This is a genomic window from Acidiferrobacter sp. (genome assembly GCF_054609335.1).
On sequence record NZ_JBTRWP010000029.1, the window covers coordinates 1 to 15,090 of the forward strand.

The following is a 15,090-nucleotide window of genomic DNA, read 5'->3' on the forward strand; positions in this document are numbered from 1 at the left end:
GCCCCCTAAACCCCGCCTATAAAATACAACAGGTGGGGGACCTCGAGACCCACGGAATCGTGCGTCGACTGGTGGTGACGCGAGATTTTCGGCGATAGGGTAAGGCGTGAACGCTCAATCAAGCTTTTTGACGAGGTCTTCGGCGCGCAGGTGGGTATAACGCTTGAGCATCTGCATGGATTTGTGGCCGGTAATGGCCGCCACTTCCTGGTCTGACAGCCCCGCTCCACCAAGCGGGAGGCCGCCTCGTGGCGGAGATCATGGAAATGGAGATCACGGATGCCTGCCCGCATGAGTGCTTGTTGCCAGATCTTGCCGATCACGTAGGGCCGGCGAACCCCATCCCTCCCGGGCTCCCCGAAAAACACCAGATCGGTGGTGGCGGGACGAACGGGATTTTTCACTGCCGCATCGAGCACGGTCGCGGCGCGTTCTGATAGGGGCACTGTCCGCTGGGTCCCGTTTTTCGTTTGGTCAAGACGCACCACCAGCCGGTCCATATCCACCTGCCCAGTCCGCAAACTCAATACTTCCCTTGGCGCATTCCCGTCAACAACGCGACTTCGACGATCCAGGCCAGCATGCGGCTCGAATGCGTACCGCACGCCTCCAATAATCGCGGCTCCTCGTCCTCAGTCAGTCTTCGAATTCGCCCGGGTCCTGGCGATGGTTTAGTAATGAGCGCGACCGGATTGCGCAGTGCGTTCAGCCCCCACTCACGAATCGTCGTCGTGTACAGGTGCCCGAGCAGAGCAAGCTCCAGACGAACCGTATTCGGGCTTTTTCCGGCACTCAGCCGCTTATCCCGATAGCCGGCCACCAACTCTGGGGTGACAGCGCCTATTCCATAACGCCCAAAGAAGCTGCGCACCTGCTTTACCTGCACGCGGATTCCCGGTCTCGGGTCGATGCCCGCTTGGTAGGGCTGATGTCGCGCTCATACCGATCAAGGGCATCGGACACGGTAAATTTTACCGACAGCTCCCTAGCCGTCGCGTTGTAGGTGCCCCGTGTGATCGCGTCCTCTGTCTCCCGTGCCCAATCCTCTCCGTCGCGCTTCAGTAAGTGGTTGTTTTTTCGTGTATTGCTAGGAGGGAAATTGGGGTGAGCGATGGGATTCGAACCCACGACAACCGGAATCACAATCCGGGACTCTAACCAGCTGAGCTACGCTCACCATAGACATTAGGGCCGACTGCCGGTATGGCACGCCCGGCAGGAATCGAACCTGCAACCAACGGCTTAGAAGGCCGTTGCTCTATCCATTGAGCTACGGGCGCCTCGTTCGTGTTGGTCGGGGTAGAGGGATTTGAACCCCCGACACCCTGCTCCCAAAGCAGGTGCGCTACCAGGCTGCGCTATACCCCGAGGATGCCTCCACCCCGTCCGGCGAAGGGCCTGGAATATACGCGGGGCAGCCGACTTCGTCAACGCCGGGCGCGCCCCGCCCCATCACGCGCTATCACTTGGCCGCGCCTGCCGGTCGTGGGATGATAACGCTTTCCTTCGGGTGAACGCCATGACCGCACACCTCATCGACGGCAAACAAATCGCCGCCTCGCTTCTTGCGGACATCAAACAGCGCGTCGATGAACGCCAACGCCAGGGTCTGCGCCGCCCGAGCCTAGCCGTCATCCTGATCGGCGACGACCCGGCCTCGGCCATCTATGTGCGCAACAAAACCGAGGCGTGCCAGCGGGTAGGTATCACGTCGATCCCGCACATCATGAAGACCGCCCCGAGTGAGGCCGATCTCCTGACTCTTGTCAGCCAACTTAATGAAGACCCAAACATAGACGGCATCTTGCTGCAGCTGCCGCTGCCGCCCCCTCTGCGGCCCGAGCCTCTTATCGACCAAATCCTGCCAAGCAAGGATGTCGACGGATTCCACCCATACAACATGGGGAGACTCGCCGTGCGACGCCCCGCTCTGCGGCCCTGCACGCCGGCGGGCGTCATGACACTGCTGCGCCACACGGGAGTCGAGCTGCGGGGGCGCCACGCGGTCATCGTCGGCGCCTCCAACCATGTGGGACGGCCTATGGGCCTTGAACTCTTACTTGCCGGTTGCACCGTGACGACCTGCCACCGGTTCACGAAAGACCTGCGGGGATATGTGGAACACGCGGATATCCTCGTCGCGGCGGCGGGCAAGCCGCGCCTCATACCGGGAGACTGGATCAAAGAAGGTGCGATTGTCATCGATATCGGCATGAATCGCCTGCCGGATGGTCACTTGGCCGGCGACATCGACTTTCAGGAGGCCCGGAAACGGGCTGCATGGATCACGCCGGTCCCCGGAGGTGTGGGCCCTATGACGGTCGCCACCCTGCTTTCCAACACGCTTGAGGCCGCCTCGCTGCGCGCATAGGCCTAAAGGGAAAAACCCCCACAAACAAGAGAAGGTGCCGCGCGCCGTACGTCGGTATCCCGTCTGGCGCGCGGCGGCGGGCTTATTGGCCCGAGGCGCTCTTCTTCGTCGTCGAAGATGACATGCCGTTCATGGACGACATGTTACCCGAAGACGACGTGGTACCAGCGGGCGCAGCCGAGCTCTTGCTCGGGCTAGCCGTGGTACCCATGCTGTTAGTCGTGCTCGGCGAAGACGCGGCCGGCGCGGCCGGCGCGGCCGACTGCGACGTGCTAGGCTTTGGTGCCTTGTGGCAACCAGCCAACGCAAAAAGGACCGCCGAGGCCAAGATCAATTTCTTCATTATTTGTTCTCCGATTTCGATTGGGGTTGGAGGAGCGTACGCTCCAGCGCAACAGTATATCCAATGTCGAGCCCGCTTAGTCAAACGTCTTTACGCTCGCATCTCTCCGACCCTTTGGCCAAGCCTTGCGCTGGACCGCGGACCTAGTCCCTACGCACGACGCGGGTTGACCTCAGCGATAGCGATCGCGCAGGTATGGTAGCGCGAAGGGCCGCAGCCGCTCCCGCACGGGCCGCTCGAGGTGCCGAAAAGAGCGCACCACGCCGCGACATAAGCGACTGCGGCAAGCGCATGGAAATCCGGCGAAATCGGCTTCGTCGATCGCGCAGGAATAATCCCAGGTGATCTCCTCATGAGCGGCGATATCCCGTAAGGCCTTCAACACGAGGCCGTCCGCAAAGCCTGCGTTGGGTTCACAGGAATGGTTCACGAAATCATCGGCCTCCCCCGAGGGTCCGAGATACAGGTCCGCTCCGATCTGAAGATGATAGTCGTTCGGATCTAGCTGCGCGCGCGCCAAGAGCGGCCCCCGGAAGATGAGCAGAGGCGTACCCGCCGCAATGAATAAATCCGCAAACACGCCACGACCATGCTGCGGGCTCTCTCGGACGGTGATCATGCCAGCCATTACCCTCTTCATGCTACACTGGCGCTATGCGCCCGTATCACGACCTCATGCGCCACATCCTCGATCACGGGGTCACTAAAAGCGACCGGACCGGGACCGGGACCCTGAGCGTCTTCGGCTATCAGATGCGCTTTGCGCTTGCCGATGGCTTTCCGCTCGTCACGACCAAGCGCCTGCATCTGCGCTCCATCATCCACGAGCTTCTTTGGTTCCTCAAGGGTGACACCAACATCACCTATCTCCATGACCACGGTGTTCGCATCTGGGACGAGTGGGCAGACCCCGAGGGTAACCTGGGACCCATATACGGTGCGCAATGGCGCTCATGGGCCGCGCCCGACGGTAAGAGCATCGACCAGCTTCGCGCGGTCGTCGAGGCCCTTCGCGCCGACCCGGATTCTCGGCGTCTCCTGGTATCGGCGTGGAACGTGGCGGCGTTGCCAGACATGCGCCTTGCCCCTTGCCATGTGCTCTTCCAGTTCTACGTGGCCTCCGGTCGGCTCTCCTGCCAGCTCTATCAGCGTAGCGCCGACGTCTTTCTCGGCGTCCCGTTCAATATCGCCTCGTACGCCCTCCTGACCCATATGGTGGCGCAATCCGTGGGGCTCCTGCCGGGGGATTTCGTCCATACCTTAGGCGACGCCCACCTCTACCGCAATCACCTCGATCAGGCGCGCGAACAACTGTCGCGGACCCCGCGTCCCTTGCCGCAGCTGGTCCTAAACCCCGCCATTACGGACCTATTCAGCTTCCGATTCGAGGACATCGAGATCCGCGATTACGACCCTCATCCGGCCATCAAGGCACCGGTGGCCGTATGACGCTCTCGCTGCTCGTGGCGGTCGCCCGTAACGGCACCATCGGGTGCGACAACGCGCTCCCCTGGCGCCTGCCGGACGATTTGCGCCGCTTCCGAGCGCTCACGCTGGGCAAGACCGTCATCATGGGCCGCAAGACCTACGAATCACTCCCTGGCAGCCTGCCAGGTCGCCATAGCGTAGTCGTGTCACGAGATCCGATTTTCGCGGCCGCTGCCGCCCACGACATCGAAGTCGCAGGTTCGCTGGACGAGGCCTTGGCGCGCGCGCGCTCCACCGAGGTCTTCATTATCGGCGGAGCGAGCCTCTATCGGCAGACTTTAGAGCGGGCAGATCGACTTTTTTTGACGCAAATCGACGCTGATATTGAAGGTGATGCCTCGTTTCCCCCCTATAACCCGCAAGACTGGGAACTCGTGGCCGACGAACTCCACCCCGCCGATGATCGCCACGCCTACGCGTTCCACTTCTTGAGGTTCGAGCGGCGTCGCTGATCCAGTCGATGTGGCCCGAGCCTTTCAGAACGCGCGTGCGGCCGCTGGTCGTCACGTGAGCCTCAAGTCCCTTTCATTCAGCCGCAAAACGGCCTCTCCGTCCATGGCTTACAGCCTTAGAAAGCGATTTTCACTTACATGCCGGGATCCGTTGGCGCGGCCAGAGTCGGCGTCAGGGGATACTCCCCATGAGGCTGTCCGCTTGGGTGCGCTGCATTGCGCTTCCCTCGGTCCGCACCTCTTCAAGGATGCCCCGCGCCCCATCATGATCACCCATCTCGATATACGCCCGCGCCAGATCGAGCTTGGTGTCCACGACCTCGGTAGCGTTGTCTAGACCGTTTCCCGTCTCGACGCCGTTATCGGCCTCAAGCACGAGCTCGTTTTCTTCCTCGGCCCCGTTGCCCGTAAGCACGAAGGGCAGATCGCCCCTGGCGGTACCGTTCGCGCCATTCGCACCCACCCGCGCCAGATCCAGATCGCCCGCCGTAAGATCCTGCACATCTTCGTCGAATCGGATCGCGAATTCCTCATCAGCCATTGAGGTCTCGCTTACGGAAACCTTGCTTGTCGAGGCCTTGGCCGGGGACGTCAAAGAATGATCCCATTGGAAGTCCAGCGCGCCTGCCTGGGCGTCTTCCGCCGCCGATGCCCGAGGCAGCCGCTCCGCCCCTGCCTCCACGAGCTCCGAGGGATGTCCGAGATCCAAGGAGAAGTCGAGCACGCCCTCCTCCTCGGGCCCTACCGGAACGTCCTTGTCCTGGGGCGCGGTCCCCCCGGTCTTGGACTTCGAGATGCTGCCTGGCCACTCCAGGATGCCGTCCATTTCGTCGAGGCTCGGCGCCTGACGCCTGGGTGCTGATACCTCTTCGAGCTCGCGAGCTACCGCCGCGAAATCGATCCGATCCCCCAGGCCTCCGCGCGGAGCGACTTCCTCCTCGTCGGTCAGTGTTGCATCCTTCAGGACCGGCGATGCCTCACCCTTGAAGAGCGGGTTCGCCGGATCCAATTTACGGCCCATCTCCTCGACCTTCTGCCACGCGGGGCCGCGCCCCTCGCACGCGGCATAGACCTCTTCGGCGACGATCTCGAAGGTCTTTTTGTCGCCGCGCTGCAGATAGATCTCGAGGAGCTTCAGCTTCAACTCGACGCGCCCAGGCTCTCTGGTCGAGGCCTCTCTCAGGATCTCCTCCGCCTGCTCGTCGCGCCCATAGGCCAGATAAACATCGGCCTCAGCCAAGGGGTCGACCTCGTCCGTATGCATGGCGCCACCTGAGCCCGCCTGGCTGAATTCGCTCAGAAAGGACACGTCCGGCGTCTTCGGTAGACCGGCCGTATCGGGCATCTGCCCCTCGGAATTAAGGCCGCCACCCGACAAAATACTTTCCTCGAACTCGGCCATCGTCTGACGCCGCCTGCGGATCACGAGGAGACCACCACCGAGCACTATGACCAGCAAGGCGCCGAGAATAGGTGTGCGCTCGGACGACATCAGCATCGACAGAAACGAAGGGGCTGGCGCTGGCGGCGGCAGGGGGCGCACCGGCGCCACCATATGGCGTGTGGGCTGCACTGTGACCGGCGGTTTGCCCGCGACACGGGTCGGCAGCTTGGACGCCTCCTTGGGGATGACACCCGCCGCCACCGGCTGCAGCTTGCCACGGTCCTTTGCCTGCTTTTGCAGGAGTGCGAGCTCCTGATTTTCCAGGGTCATGAGGCGCTGAGTCTTCTGCAGTTCCTTTTTCAGGCGCTGCACGCGTTCCCCAAAGGATCCCGTCGCGCCCGCCTTGCCGCTGCCACTGCCAGGTGTCACGGGTCCCGCGAGATTGGCCGCCTCTATGCGCAAGGGTTCGTGGTCTGCGGGCAGTACACGCGCCAATCCAAGCGCGCCCTTAAGTCCCGCGTTCCCTCCCTTCGCCATCGTTGGGGCGTTCGCGAGCCGCATCTTGTAGCGATTCCAGGCGGCGTCTTGCGAGGCAAGCCACACCGCCGCGTGCTGCGGGGCGATCGCATCAATCGCCCGCCGGGTCGGGATCTTGAGCACGGTACCAGCACGTAACTCATTGACATTTTTATGAAAAAATGCCTTCGGGTTGGCGCGCAAGAAGGCCTCCAAGGTCTGCGGCATGGCCGCCCCTCGCGGTGCCGTATGGTTGGCCACCACCCACAAAGACTCGCCAGGACGCACGACTGTTGTCGTCGGCCGTGCGCGATGCGCCGACACCGGCGGCGCAAGGTTTTCGGTGATCGGCCGCAGCCGCGGCGGCACAGCCCCCGCACTCAGCACGGAAACACCGCTTGCCGGGTTCAGGAACGCGGTGTACATGTGCAATAGTGAGCCACCCGGCCAGCGGACGCGCAAAAGAAAATGAAGGAACGGCTCGTTGATAGGCTGATGGCTTTGCAGGACGAGCTCGTAGCCCCCTCCGGGCGCGCGCTGGATATGCGCCCGAATGGCCCGGAGCACGCGCGATTTGCGCAATCCGGCGGCGGCGAAGTCGGCGCTCGAGGCCATGGTAGCGTGCACCGTGTGTCGATCGCTACGATGGAACGATACGAGCGGTATCTCGGCCTGCAACGGTTGCCCGAGGTTCGACGTGACCGTGAGGGAGCCCAGACCGAGCGCCTGGGCAAGCGGCGTATAGAGAAGTGCCGTTGCCCAAAGGACGGGCGCCATTCTCGACCGATATCTATGATTCTTCGCCATTACCACCGCTCCTGGGGGCGTGCCCCGTCCCCGAGACCACATCAGTTACATGGGTTTCTTGAGAAAACCCTCGAAGTCATCTGTCCGACTATAGACTATAAATACGACGCTACCAAATGCTCGGCGATCTGGATGCTATTCAAGGCCGCTCCCTTGCGCAGATTGTCCGAGACGACCCACATATCGAGGCCGCGCGGGTGCGATATATCCTCGCGGATGCGCCCCACGAACACCGGGTCGCGACCCGCCGATTCCGTGACCGCGGTCGGATAGCCCCCCGGCTGTCGCTCATCCAGGACCACGATGCCCGGCGCCTTTCCGAGCAGCTGACGCGCCGCCTCCGCCGATAGCTTCTCGCGTGTCTCGATATGGAGCGCCTCGGAGTGGCCGTAGAGAACAGGGACGCGCGCGGTCGTCGGATTCACGCGAATCGATGGATCCCCCATGATCTTGTTCGTCTCCCACACCATCTTCATCTCCTCCTTGGTATAGCCATTCTCAAGAAAGACATCAATGTGGGGCAAGACATTGAAGGCGATGGGCTTAGGGTAGACTTTGCTGATCACTGCCGCACCTGCGAGGACCGCCCGCGACTGGGTCTGCAGCTCCTCGATCGCGTCCTTGCCGGTGCCCGACACCGACTGGTAGGTGCACACGTTGATGCGCTCGATCCCTACCGCATCATGGATCGGCTTCAGAGCCACGACCATTTGAATCGTCGAGCAATTCGGGTTGGCGATGATCCCACGGGCCTTGTAGCGGGCGATGTCTTGCGGATTGACCTCCGGCACCACCAACGGAATGTCGTCTTCATAGCGAAAGTGCGCGGTATTATCGATCACGATGCAGCCTGCGGCGGCCGCCTTGGGGGCGTAGGTCGCGGAGATGTCGCCACCGGCCGAGAAGAGCCCGATCTGGACCTTGCTGAAATCAAAGGTCGCGAGATCAAGCACCGTGATCTCCCGATCCCCCGACCGGACCTTGGTCCCGGCCGAGCGCTCGGAGGCCAGGGCGTACAGGTTACGGACAGGAAATTTGCGCTCGGCCAGCATGGCCAGCATGACTTCGCCGACCGCACCGGTCGCCCCCACTACCGCGACATCGAAAGTTTGCGACATACCTTTTTGGGACTCCGCGTAAAATACCCTAGTAAACGCTCATCACGAGTGGGTGGCGCGCAGGGCCGCGACCACGGCCTCGCCCATGGCGCCTGTGCCGACCACAGGGAGACCTGACTCCTGGATGTCCGCCGTGCGCAGACCATCGTCGAGCACCTTCGATACGGCCGCCTCGACGCGCGCGGCCAACAGCGGCTCATGGAAGCTGTACCGCAGCATCATAGCCGCCGACAGGATGGTGGCCAGGGGATTGGCGATCCCTTTGCCGGCGATATCGGGCGCCGAGCCATGAATGGGCTCGTAGAGGCCACGATCCGACTCATTCAACGAGGCCGAGGGCAGCATCCCGATCGACCCGGTCAGCATCGCCGCGGCGTCCGACAGGATGTCTCCAAACATATTCGTCGTCACTACGACATCGAATTGCTTGGGGGCACGGACGAGCTGCATGGCCGCATTGTCAACATACATATGGCTTATGGCCACATCCGGATAGCGCGCCGCCACTTGTGTCACCACATCGCGCCATAACTCGGTTGCCTCCAGGACGTTGGCCTTGTCCACGGAGCAGACCCGATGGGCACGGGCGCGCGCGATCTCGAAGGCGCGCACAGCGATGCGCTCGATCTCGGACTCGGAATAGACGAGGGTATTGAAACCCTGACGTTCGCCGGTCTTCAAGGTCCGCACGCCACGCGGCTCCCCAAAATAGATCCCGCCCACAAGTTCGCGCACGATCATGATATCGAGTCCGGCTACGATCTCGGGCCGCAGCGTCGAGGCCCCGGCCAGTTGCGGGTACAAAACGGCCGGCCGCAGGTTGGCAAACACCCCCATAGCCGCACGCAGACCAAGGAGGGCCTTCTCGGGCCTCAAGGCAATCGGCAAGGCCTCCCATTGTCGGCCGCCGACCGCCCCCAACAACACCGCGTCGGCCTCTTTTGCGAGTTTCAGTGTATCTTCGGGCAAGGGCTGTCCGTGGACATCATAGGCCGCGCCCCCAATCAGACCGAACTCCATCTCGACGGCAAGCCCGCCCTCGTCCCGCAGACACTCAAGGACACGTACCGTCTCCGCCACCACCTCAGGCCCGATACCGTCGCCCGGCAAGACCAACACCTTCTTCATATCCGAGATCCCTCCGGCCCGAACAGCCATGGCGCCTCGCGCCGTCTGCGCGCCTCGTATGCGCGGATCTCCGCTTCATGCCTAAACGTCCAACCTATGTCATCGAGTCCATTCAAGAGGCACTCTTGACGAAACGGGTCGATTGAAAAAGTCCCGATCTCCTGGTCGTGCGCCAAGACCTGGCCTGTGCGCAAATCGATCGTCAGAGCATAGCCCACTTCCGCCTCCACGGCCTGAAACAGGCGGTCGACGGTGTCCTCGGGCAGGACGACTGGCAACAGACCGTTCTTCAGGCTGTTTTGGTAAAAAATGTCCGCAAAGCTTGGTGCCACGATGGCGCGGATCCCGTATTCAACGAGCGCCCAAGGGGCGTGCTCGCGCGACGATCCGCAGCCGAAGTTGGCGCGCGCGAGCAGGATCGAGGCCCCTTTATAGCGGGGCTTGTTCAAGACGAAATCGGGATTGGGCGTGCGCGCGGTCTCCTGACCTGGCTCGCCCCGATCCAGATAACGCCAATTGTCGAACAGGTTGGCACCGAAACCCGTACGCCCCACCGCCTTCAGGAACTGCTTCGGGATGATCGCATCGGTGTCGACGTTCAAGCGGTCGAGGGGAAGGACAAGCCCCGTCTCTTTTTCAAAACGCTGCAAAAGACCCCCTAGGATGGATGACGTATGTCGACGAAGTGTCCCGCAATCGCGGCCGCTGCGGCCATCTGCGGACTCACGAGATGGGTGCGGCCCCCCGCGCCTTGTCGGCCCTCGAAATTTCGGTTCGAGGTTGAGGCACAGCGCTCGCCAGCCTCGAGCCTGTCGGCGTTCATGGCAAGACACATGGAGCAGCCAGGATCGCGCCACTCGAAACCCGCTTCCTTGAATAGGCGGTCAAGCCCTTCGGACTCGGCTGCACGTTTCACAAGCCCTGAGCCCGGAACCACTAAGGCGCGCCGCACGCCCGGGGCGATCTTGCGTCCCGCGATGACCCCTGCGGCCGCGCGCAGATCTTCGATGCGCGCATTCGTGCAAGATCCGATGAACACGACATCGATCGGCACATCGACCATGGCGATCCCCGGGCGCAAGTCCATATAGGTCAAGGCCGCCGTCAAGGCCTCGCGTCGTGCCGGATCGCTCTCGCGCGTCGGGTCGGGGACGCACCCATCAATGGGAACCACCATCTCCGGCGAGGTCCCGAAGGTCACCTGGGGGGCTAGGGTGCTCACATCGATGACCCATTCGCGGTCAAACGTCGCGTCGGGATCCGTGACGCAGCCGCGCCAAGCCTGCACGGCCTGCTCCCAGAGGTCGCCGCTTGGGGCAAAGGGGCGTCCCGCCAGATAGGAGATGGTCGTCTCGTCCACCCCAATGAGCCCGGCGCGCGCTCCGCCTTCGATTGCCATATTGCAGAGTGTCATGCGCCCTTCCATGGAGAGCGCGCGCACCGCGTCCCCAGCGAATTCGATGGCGTAGCCTGTGCCACCGGCGGTCCCGATCTTGCCGATCACCGCAAGCGCCATGTCTTTGGCGCCGACGCCCGCGGGCATCGCGCCCTCCAGACGCACGCGCATGGTTCGCGAGCGCTTCTGAAGCAGGCACTGCGTCGCCATGACTTGCTCGACCTCGGAGGTCCCGATGCCGTAGGCCAAGGCCCCAAAGGCCCCATGCGTGGACGTATGCGAATCCCCGCACACGATCGTCATGCCGGGGAGTGTCGCGCCCTGCTCGGGCCCCACGACATGAACGATGCCCTGGCGCACATCATCCATGGAAAAAAGCGATACCCCGAAATCGCGGCAGTTGCTGCCCAAAGTCTCTATCTGCACGCGTGATGTGGGGTCAGAGATACCGAGCGCCCGATCTTTGGTCGGGACGTTGTGGTCAGCGACCGCTAGGTTGGCATCCGGCCGCCACAATCCTCGCTTACGTGCCCGTACGCCGGCGAAGGCCTGCGGGCTTGTCACCTCGTGGACGAGCTGACGATCGATATAAACGAGGCAGGTTCCGTCGGGCAACTCCCGCACCACATGACTGTCCCACAATTTCTCGTAAAGCGTCTTACCCATCGAAATCGCCCTTTTTAAAGTGCGCCCATGGTACGCAAAGGGGCCGCCGATGCCAATATTTTGCGCACCCCCGGCCCCGCAGATGGGCCTTCGCCCCGCTCGCATCTCGACAGGGCGGCATCCCTGGCCGACAATATCCTCTTTGCGATCGACGATAGGAGGCGCGACCCCTTCGTCCCGAAGTTGAGAAACTGCCATGACCTTCCTGCAATTGCTCCAAAGTCTGGAAGAGCGCCTGGGCCATATCCATCTCCCGGTGCGGCCGCAAGCGACCGGTCTCCAGGACCTCTTCGAGGGCTGCGGTCTTCATCACGAGCTTACCGTCGCGCTCGTGCGCGCGATCTATACCGAGAATCACTGCCGGCATATCAAGGATGGGGTCGTGGCCGAGGCCTCGTTTAAGGCCGTAACGCCGATCCATGCGGCGGTGGCGCACGCCGAGCGCACGGACATCGACACCTACCGCTTCTCCGAAGGCTTCTTGGCCGCGCTCCAGACCGCGTTCGAACAAAAACCCCATCCGCGCCCGGTCCGACCCCAAGCGCCACGGGGGCAAGTCTTACCGTTCCCCACGCTACGCCGTCGGGCCCATCGCTAACACGTCTCCTGTTCGTGGGTCTTGAGGTGCGCCGTGATGACTAGGAATCCAGCCCCAGCCACCGCGGCCGCCGAGAGAAACATGCCCTGAGGCCCGACTGCGGCCCATAGGTACCCGCTTGTGGCCGCGCCTACGGCCGCCCCGGCGCCGGCTGCACTCCCGTAATAGGCTTGGGCACGAGCCTTGGCGCCGGGGCCCGCATAGCGGCTCACGAGTCGTACCGCCAGCGCGTGGTAGAGTCCAAACGTGAAGGCATGGAAGGTCTGCGCGAGCGCCAAGGCAGGCCACGAGCGCGGGAAGCCCGCGATCACAAGCCACCTTACGACCGCAAGTCCGAAGGTGAATGCGAAGAGCCGCCATTCACCAAAACGGGCAAAGAACCGCCCGGCCTGCCAGAACACGACTACCTCGCATACGACCCCAAGGGCCCAGAGCGCCCCGATGGCGGCCTTGTCGTACCCGTAATGGGCAAGATATATCGAATAAAACGTGTAATAGGGCCCATAGCTTACCTGCATCAAGAAACAGGCAACCAGGAAGGGTGCGAGTCCACGCCGGATCGGCGCCGGCGCAAGCCCGGTCGGCGGCGCCCCCAGGGGCGCGAGACCTAAGGTGGCAAGCCAGAGACCAAACAAGAGGATGGCGATGACAGGTACGGTGACCTGCGCCCCCAGGCGGTCGAGGATGGGCCCGAGCCCCAAGACCACGACGATGAAGCCAATCGATCCCCACAGACGGATACGCCCGTAGCGATCCCCGTGAAAGGCAAGCGTGCTGGCCTCCACCGGCGGCAAGGTCGCGTACCAGAAGAAACTGAAGCTCACCATCACCGCGGCGAATGCCACAAAACCGTGCGCGTAGACGATGAGTAGAAAACAGACGAATGCCAACAAGGCCCCGCCGCGCACCACGGTCAGCCTTTGCCCAAAGCGGTCGCTCAACCACCCCCCGATATAGGGCGCGACGATCCGCGACAAGGCAAACAGCGCCATCAGGTCACCGAGCGCGCGCGGCCCGAACCCACGCGAACGGAGATAGAGCGGCCAATAGGGCAAGAGCGCGCCCATCGCGCTGAAGTAGAACCAATAAAATGCCGAGCGCGGCCAGTCCCCGCTCGCCAGCCGCCTCACGATGCGGTTACGGCGGTCCGGAGGACCAAGCCTCGAGGAACCCCGCTCAAGCACGGGTGCATCCCTTGGCTCCGCCTAGGAGGCGCGCCCAAGCGCTGCACCCGTCACGATCGGACCGGCGCGTCTCGTGGCGCAGTATGCATGAAAGGGATGACAGCACGGCCCGCATCTTATCCGGGTTTCGATCGCCTGTCGCAGGACCGCGACGGACGGGTTCTTTAATCGCAGCTTGCCGGTATACGAGGTGTCACGCAGGTCACGTCGGCGTTCTGTCCGCGATGGCGCAAGACCTGATCCATCAATGTCAGACAGAGCATCGCCTCGGCGATGGGGGTTGCCCGAATCCCGACGCAGGGGTCGTGCCGTCCGGTCGTTACGACTTCGGCCGCGGCCCCTTCCCGGTCCACCGTGCGCCCAGGGATACGGATGCTGGCCGTAGGCTTCAAGGCCAGCCGCACGACGATATCCTGTCCCGAGGAGATACCGCCCAGAATGCCTCCCGCATGATTCGACAGGAAGCCATCGGGGGTCATCTCGTCGCGGCACTCAGAACCACGCGCGGTCACCACCGCGAAGCCGTCTCCGATCTCCACCCCCTTCACGGCATTGATGCTCATCATGGCATGCGCAATGTCGGCGTCCAGGCGATCGAAAATCGGCTCCCCGATGCCTGGCGGGACATTCTGAGCTACGACTGTCACCTCGGCGCCGATCGAGTCCCCCGTACGCCGCAACGCGTCCATGTAGGCCTCGAGCTCGGGAACCAGCGACCGGTCGGGACAAAAGAACGCGTTTTCGGTCACGGCGTCCCAGTCGACCGCCGCCGCCTTATAGGGGCCAAGCTGCGAGAGGTAGCCGCGCACGACGATGCCGTAGCGCGCATACAGGTAGGCCCGCGCCACGGCGCCGGCCGCAACCCGGCTCGCGGTCTCACGCGCCGATGAGCGGCCGCCGCCCCGATGGTCCCGTACCCCGTATTTCTGCTGGTAGCTATAATCCGCATGACCTGGGCGGAAGAGGTTTGCGATCTTGCCATAGTCCTGGGAGCGGGCGTCGGTGTTTTCTATCAGGAGCGCGATTGGGGTTCCGGTAGTCACCCCCTCGAAGACCCCCGACAGGATGCGGACCCGGTCCTCCTCGCGCCGCTGGGTCGTATGGCGGGAGGTGCCGGGACGACGCCGATCCAGGTCCGGCTGGATTACGGCCTCCGAAAGCGGCAGACCGGGAGGACAACCGTCGATCACGCAGCCGATCGCGGGTCCATGGCTCTCACCGAAGCTCGTGACGCAAAAAAGCCTGCCGTAGGTGTTTCCGCTCACGCTAACCCGCCTTTTTGAACTTGATTGAGTGTCTCCAGGATATCGGCGAACGGGATGCGCGCCCGAAAGCGCGCGAGCAGGTCCGCGTAGGCGAGCTGTGCGCCGCCGAAGACATGACGACCCGCACAGATCTCGCCATGCAGCCCGACGAGCATCTTTTCCAGGGTCTCGAACACGCCGGCGTACTCGCCCAGCTCGCAGTCCTCACCCTCACTCTCGATCGCGCTCAACATGTCGCGCGTCTCGAAGATCGCCTGGTCCAACAGGTCCAGGAATTCCTCCTGGTTGGCCGGTATGTGCATAGTCACCAAGTATCGGTTAGATTGTGGCGGTCCTTAATCCGCCAATGATTCAAGCTTACTGAGAATCGACCC

13 protein-coding genes, 3 tRNA genes and 1 pseudogene are annotated in these 15,090 nt (G+C 62.8%); 4 read left to right on the plus strand and 13 right to left on the minus strand.

The window, feature by feature from the left end; genetic code table 11:
* Positions 1-114 precede the first annotated feature (114 nt).
* From ACYCTF_RS09035 to ACYCTF_RS09050, 4 genes and pseudogenes are all read right to left on the minus strand, one after another.
* Positions 115-763 (minus strand): annotated as a pseudogene (locus ACYCTF_RS09035) (site-specific integrase); the annotation flags it as partial.
* 337 nt (positions 764-1,100) lie between these two features.
* Positions 1,101-1,177 (minus strand) — tRNA-His (locus ACYCTF_RS09040).
* Positions 1,178-1,204: 27 nt separating this feature from the next.
* Positions 1,205-1,280 (minus strand) — tRNA-Arg (locus ACYCTF_RS09045).
* An 11-nt stretch (positions 1,281-1,291) separates the two neighbouring features.
* Positions 1,292-1,368, minus strand: a tRNA-Pro gene (locus ACYCTF_RS09050).
* Between the two features lie 151 nt (positions 1,369-1,519).
* On the opposite strand from ACYCTF_RS09050, the gene folD reads away from it, so the two are divergent.
* Positions 1,520-2,371: a bifunctional methylenetetrahydrofolate dehydrogenase/methenyltetrahydrofolate cyclohydrolase FolD gene (gene folD / locus ACYCTF_RS09055; RefSeq protein WP_461283756.1), complete on the plus strand. Its 852-nt coding sequence runs from the start codon at positions 1,520-1,522 to the stop codon at positions 2,369-2,371.
* A 515-nt stretch (positions 2,372-2,886) separates the two neighbouring features.
* Here the strand turns inward: folD and ACYCTF_RS09060 are convergent.
* Positions 2,887-3,333: an SET domain-containing protein gene (locus ACYCTF_RS09060; RefSeq protein ID WP_461283755.1), complete on the minus strand. Its 447-nt coding sequence runs from the start codon at positions 3,331-3,333 to the stop codon at positions 2,887-2,889.
* Positions 3,334-3,368: 35 nt separating this feature from the next.
* Here ACYCTF_RS09060 and ACYCTF_RS09065 point away from each other — a divergent pair, with 35 nt between their 5' ends.
* Complete coding sequence (locus tag ACYCTF_RS09065) at positions 3,369-4,163, plus strand: thymidylate synthase (RefSeq protein WP_461283754.1); 795 nt, start codon at positions 3,369-3,371, stop codon at positions 4,161-4,163.
* Positions 4,160-4,654, plus strand: a complete 495-nt coding sequence (locus ACYCTF_RS09070) for a dihydrofolate reductase (RefSeq protein WP_461283753.1) — start codon at positions 4,160-4,162, stop codon at positions 4,652-4,654. The genes ACYCTF_RS09065 and ACYCTF_RS09070 overlap by 4 nt, the downstream gene beginning before the upstream one ends.
* A gap of 172 nt (positions 4,655-4,826) precedes the next feature.
* On the opposite strand, the gene ACYCTF_RS09075 is transcribed toward ACYCTF_RS09070, so the two are convergent.
* The 5 genes from ACYCTF_RS09075 to leuC form a co-directional block, all read right to left on the minus strand.
* The gene (locus tag ACYCTF_RS09075) at positions 4,827-7,331 is read right to left on the minus strand and encodes a FimV/HubP family polar landmark protein (RefSeq protein ID WP_461283752.1); all 2,505 of its coding nucleotides are present in this window, start codon (positions 7,329-7,331) and stop codon (positions 4,827-4,829) included.
* Positions 7,332-7,456: 125 nt separating this feature from the next.
* Entirely contained in the window at positions 7,457-8,479 is a 1,023-nt protein-coding gene (locus tag ACYCTF_RS09080) for an aspartate-semialdehyde dehydrogenase (RefSeq protein WP_461283751.1), read from the minus strand.
* A gap of 42 nt (positions 8,480-8,521) precedes the next feature.
* On the minus strand, positions 8,522-9,607 hold the full coding sequence (gene leuB, locus ACYCTF_RS09085) for a 3-isopropylmalate dehydrogenase (RefSeq protein WP_461283750.1): 1,086 nt from the start codon (positions 9,605-9,607) through the stop codon (positions 8,522-8,524).
* Positions 9,604-10,257, minus strand: a complete 654-nt coding sequence (leuD, locus tag ACYCTF_RS09090; RefSeq protein ID WP_461283749.1) for a 3-isopropylmalate dehydratase small subunit — start codon at positions 10,255-10,257, stop codon at positions 9,604-9,606. The genes leuB and leuD overlap by 4 nt, the downstream gene beginning before the upstream one ends.
* Before the next feature lie 8 nt (positions 10,258-10,265).
* Positions 10,266-11,669 (minus strand): 3-isopropylmalate dehydratase large subunit, encoded by a 1,404-nt coding sequence (gene leuC / locus ACYCTF_RS09095; RefSeq protein WP_461283748.1) that lies wholly within the window; start codon positions 11,667-11,669, stop codon positions 10,266-10,268.
* 196 nt (positions 11,670-11,865) lie between these two features.
* Here leuC and ACYCTF_RS09100 point away from each other — a divergent pair, with 196 nt between their 5' ends.
* A complete protein-coding gene (locus ACYCTF_RS09100; protein WP_461283747.1) occupies positions 11,866-12,267 on the plus strand; it encodes a hypothetical protein in 402 nt (133 codons plus the stop codon).
* On the opposite strand, the gene ACYCTF_RS09105 is transcribed toward ACYCTF_RS09100, so the two are convergent.
* From ACYCTF_RS09105 to ACYCTF_RS09115, 3 genes are all read right to left on the minus strand, one after another.
* Entirely contained in the window at positions 12,264-13,451 is a 1,188-nt protein-coding gene (locus tag ACYCTF_RS09105; protein ID WP_461283746.1) for an MFS transporter, read from the minus strand. The genes ACYCTF_RS09100 and ACYCTF_RS09105 overlap by 4 nt on opposite strands.
* Before the next feature lie 164 nt (positions 13,452-13,615).
* Complete coding sequence (aroC, locus tag ACYCTF_RS09110) at positions 13,616-14,716, minus strand: chorismate synthase (RefSeq protein WP_461283745.1); 1,101 nt, start codon at positions 14,714-14,716, stop codon at positions 13,616-13,618.
* Positions 14,713-15,024 carry a hypothetical protein gene (locus tag ACYCTF_RS09115; RefSeq protein ID WP_461283744.1) on the minus strand — a complete coding sequence of 104 codons (312 nt, stop codon included), beginning with the start codon at positions 15,022-15,024 and terminating at the stop codon, positions 14,713-14,715. Before ACYCTF_RS09115 ends, aroC begins: the two co-directional genes overlap by 4 nt.
* Positions 15,025-15,090 lie beyond the last annotated feature (66 nt).